Annotated in this window: 13 protein-coding genes; 10 read left to right on the top strand and 3 right to left on the bottom strand. The window is 41.4% G+C overall.

Going from position 1 to position 20247, the window contains the following annotated elements; genetic code table 11:
- Positions 1-283: 283 nt before the first annotated feature.
- From AHMF7605_RS15055 to AHMF7605_RS15045, 3 genes are all read left to right on the top strand, one after another.
- The gene (locus tag AHMF7605_RS15055) at positions 284-2071 is read left to right on the top strand and encodes a glycoside hydrolase family 15 protein (RefSeq protein WP_106930665.1); all 1788 of its coding nucleotides are present in this window, start codon (positions 284-286) and stop codon (positions 2069-2071) included.
- Positions 2072-2548: 477 nt separating this feature from the next.
- Positions 2549-3502: a hypothetical protein gene (locus tag AHMF7605_RS15050; protein ID WP_106930663.1), complete on the top strand. Its 954-nt coding sequence runs from the start codon at positions 2549-2551 to the stop codon at positions 3500-3502.
- Positions 3503-3562: 60 nt separating this feature from the next.
- Positions 3563-4411: a LytR/AlgR family response regulator transcription factor gene (locus tag AHMF7605_RS15045; RefSeq protein ID WP_106930661.1), complete on the top strand. Its 849-nt coding sequence runs from the start codon at positions 3563-3565 to the stop codon at positions 4409-4411.
- Between the two features lie 57 nt (positions 4412-4468).
- On the opposite strand, the gene AHMF7605_RS15040 is transcribed toward AHMF7605_RS15045, so the two are convergent.
- The 3 genes from AHMF7605_RS15040 to AHMF7605_RS15030 form a co-directional block, all read right to left on the bottom strand.
- Entirely contained in the window at positions 4469-5647 is a 1179-nt protein-coding gene (locus AHMF7605_RS15040; protein WP_106930660.1) for a serine hydrolase domain-containing protein, read from the bottom strand.
- 20 nt (positions 5648-5667) lie between these two features.
- Entirely contained in the window at positions 5668-6276 is a 609-nt protein-coding gene (locus tag AHMF7605_RS15035) for a hypothetical protein (protein WP_146153594.1), read from the bottom strand.
- Between the two features lie 341 nt (positions 6277-6617).
- A complete protein-coding gene (locus AHMF7605_RS15030) occupies positions 6618-7121 on the bottom strand; it encodes an Mpo1 family 2-hydroxy fatty acid dioxygenase (protein WP_106930658.1) in 504 nt (167 codons plus the stop codon).
- Positions 7122-8085: 964 nt separating this feature from the next.
- Between AHMF7605_RS15030 and AHMF7605_RS15025 the strand changes: the two genes are divergently transcribed.
- From AHMF7605_RS15025 to AHMF7605_RS14995, 7 genes are all read left to right on the top strand, one after another.
- Entirely contained in the window at positions 8086-11316 is a 3231-nt protein-coding gene (locus AHMF7605_RS15025; protein WP_106930657.1) for a SusC/RagA family TonB-linked outer membrane protein, read from the top strand.
- A gap of 14 nt (positions 11317-11330) precedes the next feature.
- Complete coding sequence (locus AHMF7605_RS15020; protein WP_106930656.1) at positions 11331-13079, top strand: RagB/SusD family nutrient uptake outer membrane protein; 1749 nt, start codon at positions 11331-11333, stop codon at positions 13077-13079.
- Between the two features lie 27 nt (positions 13080-13106).
- Entirely contained in the window at positions 13107-14267 is a 1161-nt protein-coding gene (locus AHMF7605_RS15015; RefSeq protein ID WP_106930654.1) for a glycan-binding surface protein, read from the top strand.
- A gap of 20 nt (positions 14268-14287) precedes the next feature.
- Positions 14288-15847 carry an IPT/TIG domain-containing protein gene (locus tag AHMF7605_RS15010; RefSeq protein ID WP_106930652.1) on the top strand — a complete coding sequence of 520 codons (1560 nt, stop codon included), beginning with the start codon at positions 14288-14290 and terminating at the stop codon, positions 15845-15847.
- Positions 15848-16135: 288 nt separating this feature from the next.
- Complete coding sequence (locus tag AHMF7605_RS15005; RefSeq protein ID WP_106930649.1) at positions 16136-17788, top strand: glycosyl hydrolase; 1653 nt, start codon at positions 16136-16138, stop codon at positions 17786-17788.
- 278 nt (positions 17789-18066) lie between these two features.
- Positions 18067-18285: a T9SS type A sorting domain-containing protein gene (locus AHMF7605_RS15000; RefSeq protein WP_106930647.1), complete on the top strand. Its 219-nt coding sequence runs from the start codon at positions 18067-18069 to the stop codon at positions 18283-18285.
- A 38-nt stretch (positions 18286-18323) separates the two neighbouring features.
- The gene (locus AHMF7605_RS14995) at positions 18324-20111 is read left to right on the top strand and encodes a glycoside hydrolase family 9 protein (protein WP_106930645.1); all 1788 of its coding nucleotides are present in this window, start codon (positions 18324-18326) and stop codon (positions 20109-20111) included.
- The last annotated feature ends 136 nt before the right edge of the window (positions 20112-20247 follow it).

The raw sequence follows: 20247 nt of genomic DNA, 5'->3' as shown, positions 1-20247 counted from the left end.
TGGATACTTCTTCCGGATGGATATTTAAATCTTTTAAATTCCACTGAAAAGATATAGAACACGAGTTTAAATTCTAAAAGGCTTCATAATTAAATGTTTACTCTTAATTGCTATTTAGTTTTATAGAAGTAAGTACGTAAAAACGGGGTGTTCTATTTCTTTCATTTTCATCATTTCTGAACGACTGTTGGCTAACCTGCGTATCAGTCAAAATTATAAGCAAATTGGGTGGTGCGCCCATTTCTGACCTATTGGTATTTAAAAAACTATATAAACTATCCTGATGCAGCAGAAACATACTTATGACATGGGCCTTATTGGTAACTGTGCTTACCTGGCCCTCATCCGGAAAGATGCCAGTGTAGCCTGGCTGTGTTGGCCTCGTTTTGATTCGAGCTTTGTATTTGGCAATTTGCTCGATGAAAAGAAAGGTGGTGATTTTAGCATCCAGCCCAGCACCTCTTCTTACAACAGTTATCAGTATTATATTGAAAATACGAACGTGCTGTGCACCGAAATAGAAAATGAAGATGGCCGTTACCGGGTAACCGACTTTGCGCCGCGCTTTTCGCAGTACGATCGTTATTACAAGCCGCTCATGTTCATTCGTAAATTAGAACCTTTAACTGGTTCGCCCCGGGTGAAAGTATGCTGCGAACCGGTTGGACAATACGGAGCGCAAAAATTAGATCAGCGCCGCAGCAGTAACCACATTGCTTTTTTGGGATTAGAAGAGGAAATGCGTTTAACCACCAATATTTCTTTGAGCTACATTCTGGATAAGGAATACTTTGTCTTAAACGAAACCAAATATTTGGTAATAACTTATGGCGCCCCGTTGGAAGCTCCTTTGGAAAGTACCGCCGAAGTTTTCCTGACTAATACCATTAAATACTGGCGCAATTGGGTAAAGAATACTAGTATCAGTAATTTTTATCAAACTCAAGTTATTCGTTCGGCCTTAGCTTTAAAACTGCACCAATACGAAGATACCGGAGCTATTATTGCGGCCACTACTACCAGTTTGCCGGAAGCTCCTCACAGTACCCGCAACTGGGATTATCGTTTTTGCTGGATGCGGGATACGTATTATATTCTTACGGCTTTTAATAACATTGGTCACTTTGAGGAACTGGAACGGTATTTCCATTACATTGCCAACGTCTCGGCCAAAGCAAAAGATAAATTTCAACCGCTTTATTCTATAAGTACCGGCACTGACCTAATAGAGAAGGAGCTGCACCACTTAGATGGCTATTTGGGCAACAAACCGGTTCGTATTGGGAATGATGCCTATACCCACATTCAGAACGATGTGTACGGCCAGGTTCTGGTAGCTTTGCTGCCTTTGTACGTCGACCGCCGATTTATCGGGGAAGAACGGGTAGAATCGGAAAAACTTATTTACAAAACTTTATACCACATTCAGCGCACCATGGATATGCCCGATGCCGGGTTGTGGGAGTTCCGTAATTTTGCGCAGTACCATTGTTACACCTACTTGTTTCACTGGGCGGGTAGCAAAGCGGCCTTAAAAATAGCCAATTACCTGCAAAACCAGGAAATGGCGCAAATGGCCGAGCGCCTGATGAACGAAGCCGCCAGTAAAATTGAAGCTTGTTACGATCCGGTACGGGGAGTGTACACCAATGCCATTGGTTCGCCGCATTTGGATGCCAGTACCATGCAATTAATAATGATGGGCTACCTCGATCCAAATTCTGAAAGAGCTCATTCGCATTTGCGCAACCTGGAGCAGGAATTGAAAACGCCAAATGGCTTGTTTTACCGCTACCGCCACCAGGATGATTTTGGTATTCCGGAAACTACTTTCCTGATTTGTTCTTTTTGGTACGTAGAGTCGCTGGCTTGTGTAGGCCGTCTGCAGGATGCAGCCCGCGAATTTGAAAGATTGCTGGCTTATACGAATCATTTAGGTTTACTCAGCGAAGACGTAGATGCTACCACTGGCAGCCAATGGGGTAATTTCCCGCAAGCTTACAGCCACGTAGGTTTAATGAATGCTGCTTACCGCATTACCAAACGCCTTGACTTACCTAATTTTATTTAAATGGCAGGCAAACCTAAAAGCATGATACTTAAACTCAACAATAGTTCTGCTGAAAGTTGATAAGCAGTTGGTAGTTAAGTTTGTTAGGTAAACTACTCCTTATAAAATTATAAGTTATTTAAAGCCACTCCAACGAGTGGCTTTTTTATTTTAAAAATCCAGATTCTAAGATTTTATCTATTGGCTTTTCTTGTTTCATAAAAAAGAAACTATAGTATTTTAAGTTGCTTTTGTAGAACAATATTTATAAAGTTGTTCTTTGAAAAGTAGGGCTGCTTAGGGTAATAAAATTTTAGATTACTTAGGTTTATTAGTTGTAAATATTTGGTTTGTAGTTATTGGCTTACCAGCAGAGAGGAACAGGATTGTTGCGGACAAAATCTGCTGCAGTAATGTATGGAAGAGTATCCTGCGTTACCCAGGATGCTATCCATGGATAAATAATACCTTTCGTTGTAAATCTTAAAATCAGCCTGTATGAATACTATTTACAAATTAACTTTCCTGCTTTCTTTTCTGGCTTTCTTCACCACTAGAACTAAGGCTCAGTTTGCTTTTGAGAACTACCGATTAAATATGGAAAAGGATACTACTAACCGAAAGGATGGTATTACTGAAATTTATTTTGTTGGAACCGGTGATATTCAATTAGCCTATAACAACGATAAAAACAGCAAAGGAATAGCGGCAAATACCGGCTTAGGAGTTTTGTTCTGGCGGATATGGAAAACGGGGCTGGAACTACAATTAGATGCCAAAGTAAACGTAGCTTCTACGGTAGATACTATTTCGGCGCTGATGCAAAACAATATTATAACGGATAACCGGTTATTCGGCCGATATGTATTAGTGCCGGCTGGTTCCGGACAAGCTACTACTATTAACTCGTTGTGGTATTTTGATCGGGGTACCATCTCCACCGCTAAATGGGATAGCCTATCTACCCGCGAGAAAATTAAATTTCACATTGATGGTATTGAAGTGAGTGCCTCGGCTTCTAATCAAATCTGGGCCGCCTACACCAAAGATTCTACTGGTATAGAAAGAACCAGTAAATCAACCAATGTATCCGTACTTTATTTAAGAACTGGTTTATTTCATGAATTTGTACCCCAGGAACTAAGACGACAGAAAGGTTATTCTATTCGATTTGGCACCAATTTAATTTTAAGAAGTATTCAGGGCGATATTGGGCGACATACTACCGAAGTAGAGCAATTAAGAAAGCAATTTTTGTTAAGCAAAAGTACGGTTCATATGGGAGGAGAACTCTTGTTAGCTCTAAGGTTAAAAAATATCCGGGCCGAAGCCTCTTTGCCCATTATTTACGCGCGAAAGAACCAAAGTATTCCCGGGCTAACCGGAGCACAATTTGTAACTTCTATTAGCTTCGTTGGTGGTTTTCCGCTTAATATTAGCAGTTCCAGATAATTATAAACAAAAAGTTTTATTTTTGGGAAGCTGTTATTTTACTCTACTGCTTTTTAATTTATGCAAGTAATTTATCCCGATAAAAAAATCCGGTTAATTGCCATTCCCTTTCTGGGATTGATATTCCGGCATATCGGCGAGCCTTCTCCTCTCATTACCTTACTTCGCTCCCCTACATATTACATAGATTTAGGCGTGAGTATTTTGGTTTTGGGTTTACTATGGCAGTATAATCGTTGGGTTTTTGTACAATTAGATAAACAGTATTCCTGGTTAACCAAGCCTACCGAGCGCTTTGTTTTGCAATTTTTTCTGGGGATAGGTGTTTCTTTGCTGTTGGTGACTATGGTTTCGTTTGTGTATAACGAATTTATTATTAAGCCCCAGCGCACCCCGGAGTTTGATATTACCATTCTTTTTGTAACCGACGTGCCGGTTTCATTTTTAATTTTTTTGTCGATTCATCTTTTGTACGCGCTTTTGTATATAAGGCAAGTGTATGAAGCAAAATTGCAGGCTTTGCAGCGGATAATAGAAACTTCCGAAGAAAAACCAGAACCAGCAGTTCGTAATATAATGGCTTATCAGGGCAAGGCATTAGTTCCGGTGCCGCTACAAGAGGTGGCTTACTTTTACAAAGCAAAAGATCTTACCTTTTTGCGCACCTTTGCCGGTAAAGATTACGCCATGGACGAAACCTTGGAGTATTTTGAAAATTCTTTACCCGAGAAATCTTTTTTCCGGCTAAATCGCCAGATGTTAACCCACATGAACGCGGTAAAAAAATTCTCCTCGGACGGAACCGGCCGTTTGTTACTGCACTTGGAACCTACTTTTAAAGAAGAAGTATACGTTAGCCGGCGGCGTTCGCCGGAGTTTCAGGCTTGGATGCGGGAAGTAACCGTTTAATCTTGCTTCATTTACAACAATTACTGCCCTTCTTTCCGCCTGAATTAACGTTCAGATTTACTCCATAGAGGCAATGTATTCGCTGACTTTGTTTTTCATTTCATGGTACAAAAACAGCGATTTGCCGACTTCAAAACTTACATCCACGTTACTACCAACGTACAAGGCTGTTTTTTGCTCTTCGAAGTAGAGCATCATGGCCGCTCCGCCCAATACTGACCCAATATGGCCGTATTGAAATTTGTTTTTGTAGTTAAAACCATTTTGCAAACCTAAACCATATTCCCCTTGGTTAAAGGTTTTCATGGCAGCAAGAGACTGTTGCGATACAATCCGGCCATTTGCCAGGGCATCCATAAAAGTAACAAAGTCGATACCTGTAGCTACTAAACCACCGTCGCCCAGTTCGCTCCTGATTTCTGCCTTTGCAATAGAGGTGGCATTTTGTAAGCGGCCATCGCCGTACCGGTCTAAGTAATAATTAGGCATGGCTAGCTTACTTAAATAATCGGGTTGCACTTTGTAAAAGGTATGCTGCAGGTTTAATTTGTTTAAAATGTGTTCTTTCAGGTAATCCCCTTCTCGTTGGCCAGTTACGTGTTCTATCAGAAGCGATAAAAGCACATAATTTATATTGGCATAACTAAACTGAGTGCCCGGCACAAATAAGAAAGGTTTATGGTAAGCTTCGGCTAGTGCTTCTTCGGTAGTCCAGCCTTTGGCGAGATTATTAAACCATTTTAATTTAAAATTATCGTTGTTTTCTAAATAATCCGGAATGCCCGAAGTATGATTCAGCAGCATACGAACCGTAATAGCCTCTGATTGAGTTATTTTAGAAGTAATAGTGGCTGGCAAGTACTGGGTAATAGATTTATCTAGGTCAATTAAATGCTGTTCGTATAATTGCATTACGGCAGTTGCCGCATACATTTTGGTTAAGCTGGCTCCGGCATGCACAAAGCCGGGAGTGAGTTTGGTATTAGATTCTATTTGGGCATAGCCACTAGTACCTTCCCAAACCCCTTCGGCATCTTTAATAGCCACAACAATACCAGGTAATCCTTTGCGGGTATATTCATCAATAATAGCTTGAATAGCTGCTGCTTTAGAATGATCCGTCTTAAAAGGCTGAGAATAAACTGCCTTTGAAATTGCCTGTTCAAAAGCTTCTTTCTCGCAACTGCTAAAACTGAAAATAGTAAATGCTAATAGTAATATTTTAACGGATTTCATGAGGAATAAACTTTTCGGAATTATTTTAAAAAATTGATGCGAGTACCCACACTAATCTGGGAGTAAGGAAGTGCCACGAACGAATGGTTGTATTTAATAATGGGAGTAGCATCGTAGCCTACAAATGGCGTAACCATTGTGCCATTAGCCAAGTGTGTCCGGAAACCTAAGTTAAGGCTTATAGGAGTTTGCCAATGTCCTTGAGTTTGTTGCTTACTTTTCTTCCAGGTATTATTCTCTATTTCGTAAAAGGCATTCCTGGAATTAGCTACCGTAATTAACCGGCCAATACCCAGGCCTACAGCCGGTTCCAGAATATTAAATAAATGCGGCCGGTAAAAAAATTGCGTGTTTATATAATAACCCGCTTCGTGTTGCCTATGGCTTTGGTATCCTAAGGTAAAGGATTGTTGTAAATTTCGGGCCTTATTGTAAGCATAATCTATCCCGATGGCGCCGCCGATATTTTTAAAACTGCTGCCCAGATTTTTGAAAGGAAATCCGTACGCTTGAAACGTTAATTTAGCTGAATAGCTAACCTTTTCCAGAAGAATTTTTTGCGCGAAAACAGAAGTACTAACCAGATAACTCAAGCCTAATACCAATATTCGCTGACTTAATGTTTGCATTTTTTTTACAGATTTTTTCCGCAATATTAAAGAACAAATTCAGGCTAAATGCGCATTTAAAGCTGTTTGAGCTGGTTTTAGGTGTGAGTGGTAGCAAATAGAAAGGTGAATGGCTTGCATTTTTAGGCTAACGGGAAGTTCATTTCAGCTTAAGAATAAGCCATAAATTATCTTCTTTTTGCTATCAAGATCTTAATTAGAAAAATCCCCGGCTAAAACTTTTCTGGTAGGAGTTTATAAGATAAAAAAGGCGAAAATCAGTTGCACCGCGACTTAAGTAGCAACCAATCCGGGCTAGGAGTGAAGGAGGTAAATTAAGTTATGAGAGATGCAGGAATTGGTTAGTACCTTACGCCAATTTTTTTAAAAATAAAATGCAGCAGCCAGATAGGGCCAATGAGCAGGAATTTTAAGTCGTCGAGAAAAGAAGGTTTCTTGCCTTCTATTTTATGCCCGATAAACTGACCGATCCAAGACAAAAAAAAGACATACAAGCAGAATTGCCAAAGAGGTGGCCAGCCGTTTAACCGATGGAGTTTTTCCAGGGTAATAATAACAGCCGAAAACAAAGCTAGTATCACCAACATGACTAAGGTCAGCGGAACGGATAAGCGGAAGTAATAGATAATAGAAAAAGCAATTAAAAAAGTAGCCCAGTTTAGATACCGTTGAGCGGCGCCTAAAAAGCTAAGTTGAGGGAAAGGAATAGACCATACCAAGCCTAGCAAACTGAAGACGATCAAGGGCACGCATATCCAGTGAATAAGCTTATTTACCTTGTTCTCGTGGCTTTCGGCATACTTATTAAAGTAGGCATCTAAGGTACGGTTCACCGCTGTTGGCATAATTAAATATACTAATTAATTACGTTTACTCTATCAAAAAACTTGTTTGAATTAAATATTCAGGTTATAAAGTATCCAGTAATTTTTAAACCGGGAAATTAATCATCCGACTTGCGTTCATTTAATTGTGATAGGTAAGGGGGCAGCTCTATTTTATAATTTCTTCCCGATTCACCCTTTTTCAAATAAGCCTGGTCGCATCTGCAATAATGGAGTTTTATTCCTCATAATTGTAAATGCCAGCCGAAGCATAAATTTGTAAGGCTCGCACGAATGGCAAATTATAGGCTTGTAAAATATTTTGTTAAGATTTACATAGCGTACAATAATTTTCTGTTAATTGTACTATTTCTAGAAATTTGCCTCGGTAAAATCATGGAATTAAGCGTTGTATTTTATTTATTGAAAATCCTATTTGCTTAAGTATTTTCTAATGAAACATTTGGTTTGTTAATGAAGAATTAGCGAGTAGGGTATTTAAGTATAAGATCTATTTTTTGGATATTGTAAAAGATACAAAGTCTTCTTTCATGAACTTTAAACCGTTTATTGCTTTTGCGATAGCGATTTAAGCCAGCTTATTAACCAAGTATAGCCTCATAAGAAACATTTCTGCCTCTCAGGTTAACATTCTGTAACCATATTGGAAACATTTAGTAGTCTTCTGTAAAGGGGAGCTTAGGTAAATTTATAAACGCGTTTCCTTATAAAAACGCGTTTATACCAATGGTATGTTACTCTTTATCACTTTTTAAATATTGGAATGTTGCTCAACTTATCGGATATGTTGTTTGATTTAGTTGACTTGTTGGATCGGAACTTTCATTAACAATTACTTCTATCCTTAACTCTAAAACATATAAATAAACTTTGGACTATTAAACAACCTTCTAAGTCAGACTTAGGAGCTGCTCTAAAATGAACAACTCTACATTAAACCAAATTATTTTTAATTAACTATTTTATGATGAAAAACAAGTACCAATACGGGGATTACCTATTGTGTAATCCAAAATGTACTTCTGTAACGGCTTGGCAAACATTGACATTATCACTTCTTATAATGTTAATGCCGGTATTTACCAGCTTTGGCCAAACTGCAAGTAATGGAAAACGCAGTGTAACCGGAACCGTAACTTCAGCAGTCGACAACCAAGGGTTACCGGGTGTTAGTATATTGGTTAAAGGAACTAATAACGGGATTGCTTCTGATGTGAATGGTAAATTTACCATTCAAGCGGCTGATAATGATGTACTAGTAGTTTCTTACATAGGATTTACTAGTCAGGAAATTGCAGTTGGTAACAAGACTACCATCAATGTAATCCTAAGAGAAGATCAAAAAGTTTTAAACGAGGTAGTAGTTACCGGTTACGGGGAGTTACGAAAAGCCGACGTGCCGGGTGCTCAAACAACTATTAGTTCGAAAGCCATTGAAAAAACGGTTAATACTACAATAGAGCAAGCTATCCAAGGTCGGGCGCCCGGGGTATATGTTACTCAGAATACCGGTGCACCGGGAGGAGGTATTTCCGTAAATATCCGGGGTATAAACTCGATTAACGGTACCAACGAACCTCTTTACGTGATTGATGGGGTACAAATTCAAGGCTCTACTTCTACTTCCGGCAGTAATCCCTTGTCCAGTCTGAACCCGGCAGACATTGAAACCATGGATATTTTGCAAGGGCCTTCGGCCACGGCAATTTATGGTTCCCGGGCTACCAACGGGGTAGTGTTAATTACTACCAAACGAGGCAAATCGGGTGATGTAAAAATTAATTATTCGTATTTGTATAGTTTACAAACCCCGCCCAAGGAGCTGTCCATTATGAATTTGCGGGAATATGCCCGCATGGATAATGAATACAAAGCTCTAAATGGGGGATCCGTTCGCGAAGACTTTTTAGATCCTACTATTCTGGGGGCCGGCACCAACTGGCAAAAAGAGTTATTTAACAATGCTCCCATGAATAAACACCAGCTTAGCTTAAGCGGTGGTGGTGAAAAAACAACCTATTATTTATCCGGCGAATACCTCGATCAGGAAGGGGTAGCGATGGGTTCCGGCTTTGACCGGGGCTCTTTTCGATTAAATTTAGATAATAAGGCGCGTAAATGGCTTAATTTAGGCGCTAACTTAAGTTTTGCGCAAACCAACGAGCAAATTTCCACTACCCAATCCGATATTATTAATAATGCTATTCAGCTTTCGCCGGCCGTACCGGTTAGAAACATTAATGGTACTTTCGGCGGCGGCCAGACCAGGCCAAATCCGGATGGAAGTGCGAACAACGCGGAACAGTTTAGCCCGCCTAACCCGATTGGCTTAGCTAACTTAGTTACCAACGATATTAGAAGACGCCGTATTCTGGGTGGCTTAAACGCTACCGTAAACATTACCGAAGGATTAGAGTTCCGGACTTCTTTTAACGGAGATTTTGGCTTTTCTAATGGTAACAACTTCGTTCCTACCTATGAATTTGGTTTTCAACGGAATGGGGTATCTACTTTAACGGTGCGAGATGAATTTAGCTCTTACTGGAACTGGAACCAGTTGTTGCAATACACCCGGACTATTGGGAAGCACCGGTTTACTGTAATGGGTTCGCACGAAGCGCAGGAATCTACTTACCGCGCTACTGTTGCCGGTAGAAGAAATTTCCCGACGAACGAAATTATTGATTTAAATGCGGGCGGCGATGCGAACCAAACCAACGGGGGTGGTCAAAATAGCTGGGGCATGGAATCGTACTTGGGCCGGATTAATTACAACTTTGGCGACCGGTATATCCTACAGGCAAATTTCCGGGCCGATGGTTCCGGTAACTTTGGGGCTGGCAACAAATGGGGTTATTTCCCATCGGTATCAGCTGCTTGGAGAGTATCGGAAGAATCTTTTTTTAATATTCCGGCCATTAGTGATGTGCGATTACGGGTCGAAACCGGTTTAACGGGTAGCCAAGGCAACAGCGGTCCTATCTACGCCAGATTAAATTTATACCCTACCGAATGGGGTAACGGATTTTTACCGGCCAACTATCCGAACGAAAATTTCCAATGGGAAGAGACTAAGACTAATAACATCGGTATTAATTTAGGATTTTTGGAGAATCGTTTCCAGATAGAAGCGGACTACTATGTTAAAAATACTGATAACTTAATTATTCTGAGTTCCTTACCTTGGTACATGGGTACTACTGGCGCGGGTTCTATTCTGGCGCCTACGGTAAACGTGGGCGCTCTGCAAAATAAGGGCTGGAGCTTTACCTTTAATTCAACCAACATTAATAAAGGCGATTTCCGTTGGGAAACCAACCTGAACATTTCGCATTTTAAACCGAAAATAACCAAGCTTTACACCGAGAGCAGTTCTATTGCCCGCAATGCGCCATCTTGGTACATATCGCCGCAGTGGTCGCAGCGTTCCGAAGTAGGTACTACGCCTTGGTACTTTTTTGGCTACGTCGAAGACGGCATTTTCCAGACCGTAGAAGAAGTTACTAACAGCCCTCGTCCGGCGGATAACAACGGTAAGCCACTGCCGGTAGCCGCTAACCAGGTTTGGGTTGGAGATGTAAAATACCGGGATTTAAACGGTGACGGCGTAATTACTGCCGCTGACCAGACCAATATTGGCAGCCCGTGGCCGACGTATTTTGGGGGATTAACTAATACTTTCTCTTACAAAGGCATTGATTTAAGTATATTATTAACCGGCACTTTCGGGAATGATGTTTACAACTATGTACGCATGCGCAATTCGAATCCGAATAACATCAACTTAGGTCAAAATATGTTTTTGGAAACGTTAGATTATGCGCGGGTTACGGCTGATGGTACCCTCGAAAATCCGGGTACCAATATTCCCCGGATGACTGGTAGTGTGAATAACAACTACGGACGCCATACTACTAAATACGTAGAAGACGGTTCATTTGTACGGGTTAAAAACATATCTGTCAATTATAACCTGCCGACGTCGCTCATTGCCAGACAAAAGTTTGTAAAAGGAGCCCGGTTTGGTATTAGCGCTCAAAACTTGTACACCTTCACTAAATATACGGGCTACGACCCGGAAGTAGGTACCTATGTAGGGCCCAACATCGGCAATGATACGGCTCCTATTGGGGTAGATACCGGCCGGTATCCGCTTACTCCTATTTATTCTTTCAATTTCGGTATTGATTTTTAAAACTTAAAATAACAATGATTCATAAATATATTTTCGCCGGAGCCTTGGTGGCCCTTGCCCTATTTTCCGGTTGTTCCGATGATTTTTTAGAAAGACCGCCGCTAGATACTTTAACCTCTGACACGTTCTATAATACCGATGCCCAGGTTTTAGCTTCTACAGCGCCGTTGTACAATGTCGTTTGGAAAAGTTACCACGACCAAGCTTCGTTTCACTTAGGCGATGTCCGGGGCGGTACTACCTGGTATCCGTGGGGTACTACCGGTGTTAGAGAAAACGTTTTATTCCGGACTTCCGGAGTTACCCAATCAAGTCTCGATGCGTACCAGGCCTTCTATAATGTGATCGGCCAATCCAACATGGCAATCTATAACATTAACCGGTTAGCTGGTCCGGAGGTGAGCGAAGCGGTAAAAAACCAGGCTATCGCGGAGGCGCGTTTTATGCGCGCTACGGCTTATACCTACCTGGTAATGAATTTTGGCGAAGTGCCCATTATCACGAATAATATCGAGGAAATGAATAATGCCGATATCGTACGGAATACTATACCCAGTATATGGGAGTTCATTACCCGGGATTACCTCTTTGCCGCTGAAAATTTACCATTAACTGTGGCAGAAGCAGGCAGATTAACCAAATGGTCAGCGGAAGGAATGCTGGCCCGTACTTACCTGACCCGGGCGGGCGTAGGCCAATCGGGTGGTAACCGGGACCAGGCATTATTAGATAAAGCCAAAGAATACGCCGACCGGGTTATAAAAATGAGCGGTAAGCAACTGGTACGGCCTTACGAAAATTTGTTCAAATACCCTTACGATAATAATAGTGAGTCTTTGTTTGAATTAGAATGGGCTACCACTAATAATTACGATGCTTCCAATACCCAGACTTCGCAGATTACTCCTTTCGCCGAAATAGCGGTAAATAACGATGGTTGGGGTGGTAGTTTTGGGGCTACTTATTGGATGCTTAGCTTATACGATGGGTTAATTGACCGGGGTACTTCCCCGGGTCCGGAAGATGATGGGGTTAAACCTGGCTTTACAACAGATCAGCGGTTAAAAGCTTCTTACATGTTACCCGGAGCCGTGTACCCGGAAATAAAGGTTAAAAGAGCTTTCGGCCCGAATAAAGCCGGGGATGTATTAACCGTTCCGGACCCAGGCACCGCAGACTTAGGCTCTGTTTTCATAAAAAAATATGTAGTAGGTAACGATTTAAACGGCGTACCGGCTACCCAGCAACGTTACCCGCATAATAATTACATGCTCCGCTTAGCCGAAATGTACCTGATTTATGTAGAGGCCGCCGTTGGTAACAATGAATCAACTACCGATCCTACCGCCGTTGGTTACTTTAATGTTATCCGGAATAGAGCCGGTTTGCCGAATATTGTTGGTCCGATCCGGATGAACCGCACCTGGAGCGCCGATCCAACGGTTTATAAAGATGATGTTTTAGAAGAACGGGCAAAAGAGTTTGCGATGGAGGGAATGACCTGGTACGATTTAGTTCGGATTCATTATTATAACCCAGAAAAAGCTTACGCCATTATCAATAATCAGGATAGAGGAGGTTTTGTAGCCAAGCCGGACCGTTTCCCAAATCCTACCGGCTGGACCTTTACTAAAACGGCTTGGTTTACCGATAGAAATGCGGTGGTGAATTCAGGTAATTTCTATTTGCAAATTCCGTCGGTAGAAATTAGTCAGGCGCCTAATTTAACCCAACCGGCCGTTGATTACGTTTTTGGAGAATAGTTTAACATTAAGTAAGTAAAGAATTATATGAAATCTCAAATAAAGTTATGGTTATTCCTTTTTGTTGCCTTAGTAACGGGAGGAGTACTAACAAGTTGCTCTGACGACGATGAGCTGGTGAATGGTGGCAAACCCATGATTAGTTATGTGCGGGTTACTCGCCCCGAAGCTTCTGATTCTCTGATTGTGAAAGCTGGTCAGAGCCAAATGATTGCCATCATGGGACAAAATCTGGGTCAAGCCCGTGAACTCTGGATTAATGACCAGCAAACAGAATTGGTACCTACTTTTATTACAAACACCAGTATTATTACCCGAGTGCCTGCCTTGTTGCCAAAGGAAATAACCAATAAAATGCGGATTGTATTTGCGAATGGCGAAGTACTGGAGCATCCGTTTACGGTAGATGTGAGCGAACCGGTAGTTTCTTATATGTTAAGTGAATACGTGCCAACAGGCGGTATTGCCACCATTCGGGGTAACTATTTTTACGCTCCTGTTAAAATTACTTTTACCGGCGGGGTAGAAGGCGTAATCGAAAATTTGGAAGATGATATGATTCAGGTGAAAGTTCCGGAGGGCGCGCAACCCGGACCTATTACTATTACTACTAATTTTGGTACCACGGAATCAAACTTCTGGTTCCGCGATAACCGGAACATTATCCTGGGTTTTGATAATACAACCGGAGGTTTATGGACCGGGGCGGGTAATATTAAAGATTCTGATCCAGCTATACCGCCTGTTAATAATAAATTTCTCCGGATGAACCAAAAACTGGGAGAATGGAGCTGGTACGAATTATACGTGGGCCCAACAGATAGTGATGTTCGTTTGGAAACCCGCAACATTCCGGAAGAAGCCTTTACGAATCCGAAGAACTACAGCCTAAAATTTGAATTAAACACGCTGGAACTTTTCTCCGGTGCATCCTTCCTGATGCATATGGGACCGGGTGATATGGGAACGGACCGGAATACGAAACGGTATACTTGGACCCCAAATATTGATACCAAAGGACAATGGGAAACGGTTACTATTCCTTGGGAAGATTTCTGGAAAGCAAACGGAAGTTTTGCTTATACGCCAACCGGTTATGGAGTATCCTTATTCTTTAGTGGCCCCAATGCGTTTACCGGCAACTTTGCTATGGACAATGTGCGGGTAGTTCCTAATGTAAATCCTTAAGCTTTTTAGAGTAGTTAAATATGAAATATTTTTTAAATAAGAAATTAGTATTCCTGGTATGTTGGGTGCTATCTCTCGGACTGCTAACCGCCTGCGACGATGAAGATGAAAGCAGCCCTAATAACGGACAAATAGCGTTACTAAGCTTTGGGCCAACTGGAGCCAAACACGGCGAGCAAATTCAATTTATAGGTTTAAACCTGGATAAAGTAGAAGCAATAGAGTTACCCAGAGTAACTGTTCCTAAAGCGCAGTTTGTTAACCAGACTTCCGAATTGATTACCTTAGTAGTGCCGGATGAAGCAACGGCGGGTAAAGTAGTACTTAAAAGCTCTGCGGGTGATGTAACCTCTAAAACGGTGTTGAATTTTGAGGTTCCTGTTTCTATTACCTCTTTTACGCAAGAGGCCAGACCGGGGGCGAACATCACTGTTACTGGTAATAAACTAAACTGGGTAGAAGGAGTAATATTTGGTGATAGTAAAGATACTATTACCACGTTTGTAAATCAAACTTTGACAGAGCTTACTCTTACAGTGCCCATGGACGCTAAAAATGGTGTTTTAACTTTTATTACAGGTGGTACCGAACCATTAGTAATAACACCGGAGCAGGAACTTATCGTTACTCTGCCAAAAGTAACAGCCCTAGCGCCTAATCCTTTAAAACACGGAGAAAATGTAACACTTACCGGTACTGATCTGGACTTAGTAAAAGAAGTAATTTTCACGGCAGTAGGAGAGGCGAAGGTCACTAGTTTTGTGAGCCAAAACGCAACAGAGCTAGTAATAACTGTACCAGATAATGCTAAAAAAGGAATACTTACCTTAGTGGTACCTTCTTTGGTGGAAGTTACTACACCTATTGAACTCGACATTATTTTGCCCGCTATTACCAGTGTAGCGCCTACTCCCGTGGAGATTGGCGCAAATCTAACGGTTAATGGTACTAATCTGGACCTGGTTAAAACTATTACATTTGGCGGTGGTATTGCTACGTCTACCTTTGTAAGTCAATCAGCTACTAAAATGGTGGTAGCTGTTCCGGCCAATGCGAAAAAAGGTGCCTTAAAATTAACTACGCACCGCAATTTCGATGTAATTACCAATAAAGAAGTGCAAATAAAAGGTGATACCGGCCCCAATATAGCTAAGTTCATCTTTGAGGAAGCTCTGAGTACAGATTGGGAAAAATGGGGTGGTTGGGGAACCACTACTCAGGATTTAGAAAATGCAGAGCAAGTGAGCAGAGGGTCAAAAGCCATTAAATTAAGCTTTAACGATGCCTATGGTGCCTTGCAACTTCACCCAAAAAACGCTAATGCGTTCAATGGATTTACGCATTTGGTTCTTTATGTACGTGGCGGTACCAAAGATTGCCGTTTAGCCGTTCAGGTTAAAAATGCTGCCGGTACTTCTTCCAGTGATGCTCCCTTCGACGTTAAGTTAGGTGAATATAAACTAGTTGAAATTCCAATTAGTGCTTTAGGCGATGTTTCTGGCGGAGTGGCAGAAGTATACATCAAAAATTATGGTGAAAATCCTAACACTGTTTATATAGACGACTTAGGATTGCGGTAATACTAACTTCATGTAAACTAAAAAGGAAGAGAGATAACGCTCTTCCTTTTTAGTTTATAGAATATCAACAAAACTTATTGTTTAACTATTTTTAGCTTTTTTCGGCTATTTTCTATCCAATATAAGTTATTCTTATCCGTCTAAATTCTTTCTCTTGTTTAAAGTTGCTGCAGGTAAAACTAAAGTATATAACTCTTAAAAATTTATGGGTTAGCCTTACATAAATTGAAAAGTGCCCTGTTTAATTAAATAAGTATTTTACATCGTAAAGCCAGGTTTAGAATTTCTATGAAAAGGATTTACCGGAATCTTCTCGTTATTATACTGCCTTTATTGTTCGCTTCACAGCTTTACGCCCAAAAATTTGAAGCCGAAAATGCAACCTTAACGGGTGGTGCAACTAAGCAAGCCTGTACCACTTGTTCCGGCGGCTTTTACGTAGCCCAAAGCGAAGGAAATCTTACTTTTACCGTACCCATTACCAAAGAAGGTTTCTACAATATCTCCATTGTAGCCGCTTCTACCGGAGGAAGTAAAATAAATAAATTTAGTATTGATGATAATACTTTAGACTTTTCGATAGCGCAAACCCAGTTTACTACTTTGCGCCTGGTAGGAGCTCAGAAGTTAACGAGTGGCCAGCACCAGGTAAAAATTGTTAAATCCTGGGGCTGGATTAACATCGATTACCTGGAATTGGAAGAAGTAAGTGCAACTAGCCGGTTTCAATTAAATCAAATCTTAGTAACGGCCAATCCTATTCCTCAAGCCAAATCTTTATACGATTTCTTATTGGATAATTATGGTGATAAGATTATCTCCGGCGTAATGACCCTGAACAGCCTGGATGAAGCAACTTGGTTAAAGGAAAATACGGGCAAAGAGCCGGCCTTATTGGGAATTGATTTTATGCATAGCGGACGCGGGTATAGCTGGTACGATAGCAAAACCCCCATTAACGATGCTAAGACCTGGTACAACCGGAATGGCATTCCGGCTCTCATGTGGCACTGGCGCGACCCTTCCCGGAAAACAGAAGAATTTTATACCAAATCCTCATCTAAACCGGAAGGTACTGATTTTGATATCTCAAAAGTTTCCGATGTAAATTCAGCGGAATATAAGGCGATGCTGGCAGACATCGATTATATCGCCGGCTTGCTGAAAGAACTACAAGACCAGAACGTACCGGTAATCTGGCGGCCCTTGCACGAAGCAGCGGGTGGTTGGTTTTGGTGGGGAGCTAAAGGTGGAGCCCCGTTAAAAACTTTGTGGCGCCTAATGTACGACCGGATGGTAAACTATCATGGTTTACGAAACTTGATTTGGGTTTGGACCCGTGAACCAAACGACGAGGACTGGTACCCAGGGGAGGAGTACGTAGATATTGTCGGGCGGGATATTTACAAAGACGGGGACCATAGTTCGCAAACCTTGGAATTTAGCGATATGAATAACCGCTACGGCGGCAAAAAAATGGTGACATTAAGCGAAGTCGGTTCTTTTCCGGACGTGGATAATTTAGTAAAAGATGGAGCGGCCTGGTCGTGGTATATGCCTTGGTACGGTAACTATACGCGCGACAGCCGGTATAATTCGCTGGATTTATGGAAAAAAATGTTTGCCCACGACTATGTTATTACCTTGGATGAAATGCCCGATTTAAAAACCTACGTGCGCCAGGATCTGGTAACGGGTATTTTTGATGGAATAAAAGCAAACTCGTCTTTTATAGCTTATCCTACTTCCATTCGGGATAATTTATTTATTAAAGCGGATAGAACCATTAAAACAATCGAAATCTACAATTTACTAGGGGCTTGTATGAAAAGAGAAGAAGGAAAGGGGAAAGATGCGGTAGTTTCCTTCGCGAACATACCTGCCGGAATGTACCTGGTAGTGGTTAATAAATTAGAAACTGTAAAAGTTTGGAAGCAATAGTTAAAGCAAGAAAGCGCTTGCGACTGCTTTAAAGAAAATTTTGCTCTTTGAAAATAAAATGAGCAGCTATTAAACTTATCACCTATAAAAAATCAAGATAATTTATATGAAGAATAGTTGAGCGAGCAACAGGGCACAGTACTCTCAAAAAATTAGCCTTGCTTTTTGAGCTTAGATTAAGGATTAATTTAAAACCTCTATGATTTCATTCTTGTAAATAGACTCTACTTTTTTGTTTTTACTTTGTAGTAACCGGCCTACAGGAAGATAAAAATAAAATGACTTTACAATACGCCCCTAATCCGTTTAGTAAAAATTTACGGGTACAAGCGCCCAGCGCCTTTCATTACAAAATTTATACGCTAACAGGTCATCAGATAGAAGCTGGGTTCTGTACCGGAGATTGTACCCTTAGTAAAAATTTAGTACCCGGTACCTACCTGTTTTCCACCTGGAGTAAAACCCAAAGCCGCACTATTAAAATCATTAAAAAGTAAAAAGTAGTAATTTAGTTAAACTTGATTATTGTAACAGCATGCATTTTTTCTCTAAATCCTTATACAGTGCTTTTCTGGTAGTTATGGTATTTTGTGCACAAGCCCAACAGCCCGTAAATACTATTCAATTAAACCAGGTGGGCTTTTATCCATCCGTTGAAAAATTAGCCGTAGTAGTAGGCGAACCAAAAGAAAGTACATTTTACGTGAAAACTTCTGACGGAAAAAAGATTGTTTTTACCGGTAAGCTAACGGCCAGCAAACCAAACGAATTTTCGCAGAAACCTATCCGTATAGCTGACTTTAGCTCGTTTAAAACAAATGGGACTTACGTAGTTGAAATACCAGGTATAGGTACCTCTTATCCTTTCCAGATCCAGCGCGATGTGCATAAAGCCGCCGCCGCTTCTTTGAAAGGGTTTTATTACCAAAGAGTATCTACGGATTTACCCGAAAAATACGCGGGTAAATGGCACCGCCCGGCGGGTCATGCTACCACGGATAACCAGGTACTTATTCATCCATCGGCAGCTTCCGCCCAAAGACCAGCCGGAACAATGATTTCTGCCCCGCGGGGTTGGTACGATGCCGGCGATTACAATAAGTATATTGTAAACAGCGGGATTACCATGGGAACCTTGTTAGCCGCGTACGAAGATTTCCCGGAATACTTTAAAGCGCAGAAACTTACTATTCCGGAAAGTGCAAATCAAGTTCCGGATATTCTGGATGAGGTGTTGTGGAATTTACGCTGGATGCTAACCATGCAGGACCCAAACGATGGAGGCGTCTACCATAAACTTACTAATGCCGCTTTCGATGGCATGATAATGCCGGACAAAGCCGTTAAACCGCGCTACGTGGTGCAAAAAAGCACCGCTGCTGCTCTGGACTTTGCGGCTGTTATGGCTCAGGCCAGCCGGGTTTATAAAAACTTTAACCGCGATTTTCCGGGCCTTTCGGATTCTTGCCTGAATGCCGCCGTGAAAGCCTGGGAGTGGTCCCAGAAAAATCCGAATATACTATACGAACAAGAAAGTATAAACAAACAATTTGACCCCAAAATTACTACGGGAACCTACGGCGACCGTAACGTAAGCGACGAGTGGACCTGGGCAGGAGCTGAATTATATGTAACAACCAAAAAAGATAACTATTATACCGCGGCAAAAATTAATACGGCTAATGAGCTAGTTTTGCCTTCGTGGGCGCAGGTTAAAACGTTAGGTTATTACACTCTGGCTCGTAATGGTAAAAATTTAACGCCTGCAGCGCAGAAAGATTTACCGGGTATTAAAAAGCAAATAATTCAGTTTGCGGATGATTTGCTGGCAGGCACCGCCGAAAGAACGTACCGCACGGTAATGGGTAAATCCGAAAAAGATTACATCTGGGGCAGCAGTGCGGTAGCAGCAAACCAAGGCATTGCTCTTATTCAAGCCTATAAGTTGGCAAACAATAAAAAATATTTGCAGGGAGCACTAGGAAACCTGGATTATTTGCTGGGTCGCAATGCCGTGGGATATTCCTTTTTAACGGGTTTCGGCGAAAAGTCTACCCTGCACCCGCACCACCGGCCTTCCATCGCGGATGGTATTGAAGAACCTGTGCCTGGTTTACTTTCCGGCGGCACCAATGCCCGCGCGAAAGAACAAGATAAATGTCCAGGTTATGCCGCTACTTCGCCGGATGAAGTGTACCTGGACCAGGATTGCTCTTATGCTTCTAACGAAATTGCCATTAACTGGAATTCGCCGTTCGTCTATCTAGTTTCAGCTTTAGAAGCTTTACAAAATCAGATGGGTTATACAGCAGCAAACAAGTAAAAAGAGACTAATAAACTGTTTTGTTTGGTATAATGCCCTTGGTCTACTCAGGTAAGCTAAGGGTATTTTTATATAAATCTCAGAGGGAATTAATTCACTCAAAAAAGTATTTTATTGGTTAGGAGCCTAATATCTT

This window comes from Adhaeribacter arboris, assembly GCF_003023845.1.
Classification (GTDB): domain Bacteria; phylum Bacteroidota; class Bacteroidia; order Cytophagales; family Hymenobacteraceae; genus Adhaeribacter; species Adhaeribacter arboris.
This window is presented reverse-complemented; position numbering and strand designations above follow the sequence as displayed.

What these genes read in the sequence shown, in the direction of transcription:
- AHMF7605_RS15055 (WP_106930665.1), top strand. Translation starts at nt 284, where the DNA reads ATGCAGCAGAAACATACTTATGACATGGGCCTTATTGGTAACTGTGCT.
- AHMF7605_RS15050 (WP_106930663.1), top strand. Translation starts at nt 2,549, where the DNA reads ATGAATACTATTTACAAATTAACTTTCCTGCTTTCTTTTCTGGCTTTC.
- AHMF7605_RS15045 (WP_106930661.1), top strand. Translation starts at nt 3,563, where the DNA reads ATGCAAGTAATTTATCCCGATAAAAAAATCCGGTTAATTGCCATTCCC.
- AHMF7605_RS15040 (WP_106930660.1), bottom strand. Translation starts at nt 5,647, where the DNA reads ATGAAATCCGTTAAAATATTACTATTAGCATTTACTATTTTCAGTTTT.
- AHMF7605_RS15035 (WP_146153594.1), bottom strand. Translation starts at nt 6,276, where the DNA reads ATGCAAACATTAAGTCAGCGAATATTGGTATTAGGCTTGAGTTATCTG.
- AHMF7605_RS15030 (WP_106930658.1), bottom strand. Translation starts at nt 7,121, where the DNA reads ATGCCAACAGCGGTGAACCGTACCTTAGATGCCTACTTTAATAAGTAT.
- AHMF7605_RS15025 (WP_106930657.1), top strand. Translation starts at nt 8,086, where the DNA reads ATGATGAAAAACAAGTACCAATACGGGGATTACCTATTGTGTAATCCA.
- AHMF7605_RS15020 (WP_106930656.1), top strand. Translation starts at nt 11,331, where the DNA reads ATGATTCATAAATATATTTTCGCCGGAGCCTTGGTGGCCCTTGCCCTA.
- AHMF7605_RS15015 (WP_106930654.1), top strand. Translation starts at nt 13,107, where the DNA reads ATGAAATCTCAAATAAAGTTATGGTTATTCCTTTTTGTTGCCTTAGTA.
- AHMF7605_RS15010 (WP_106930652.1), top strand. Translation starts at nt 14,288, where the DNA reads ATGAAATATTTTTTAAATAAGAAATTAGTATTCCTGGTATGTTGGGTG.
- AHMF7605_RS15005 (WP_106930649.1), top strand. Translation starts at nt 16,136, where the DNA reads ATGAAAAGGATTTACCGGAATCTTCTCGTTATTATACTGCCTTTATTG.
- AHMF7605_RS15000 (WP_106930647.1), top strand. Translation starts at nt 18,067, where the DNA reads ATGACTTTACAATACGCCCCTAATCCGTTTAGTAAAAATTTACGGGTA.
- AHMF7605_RS14995 (WP_106930645.1), top strand. Translation starts at nt 18,324, where the DNA reads ATGCATTTTTTCTCTAAATCCTTATACAGTGCTTTTCTGGTAGTTATG.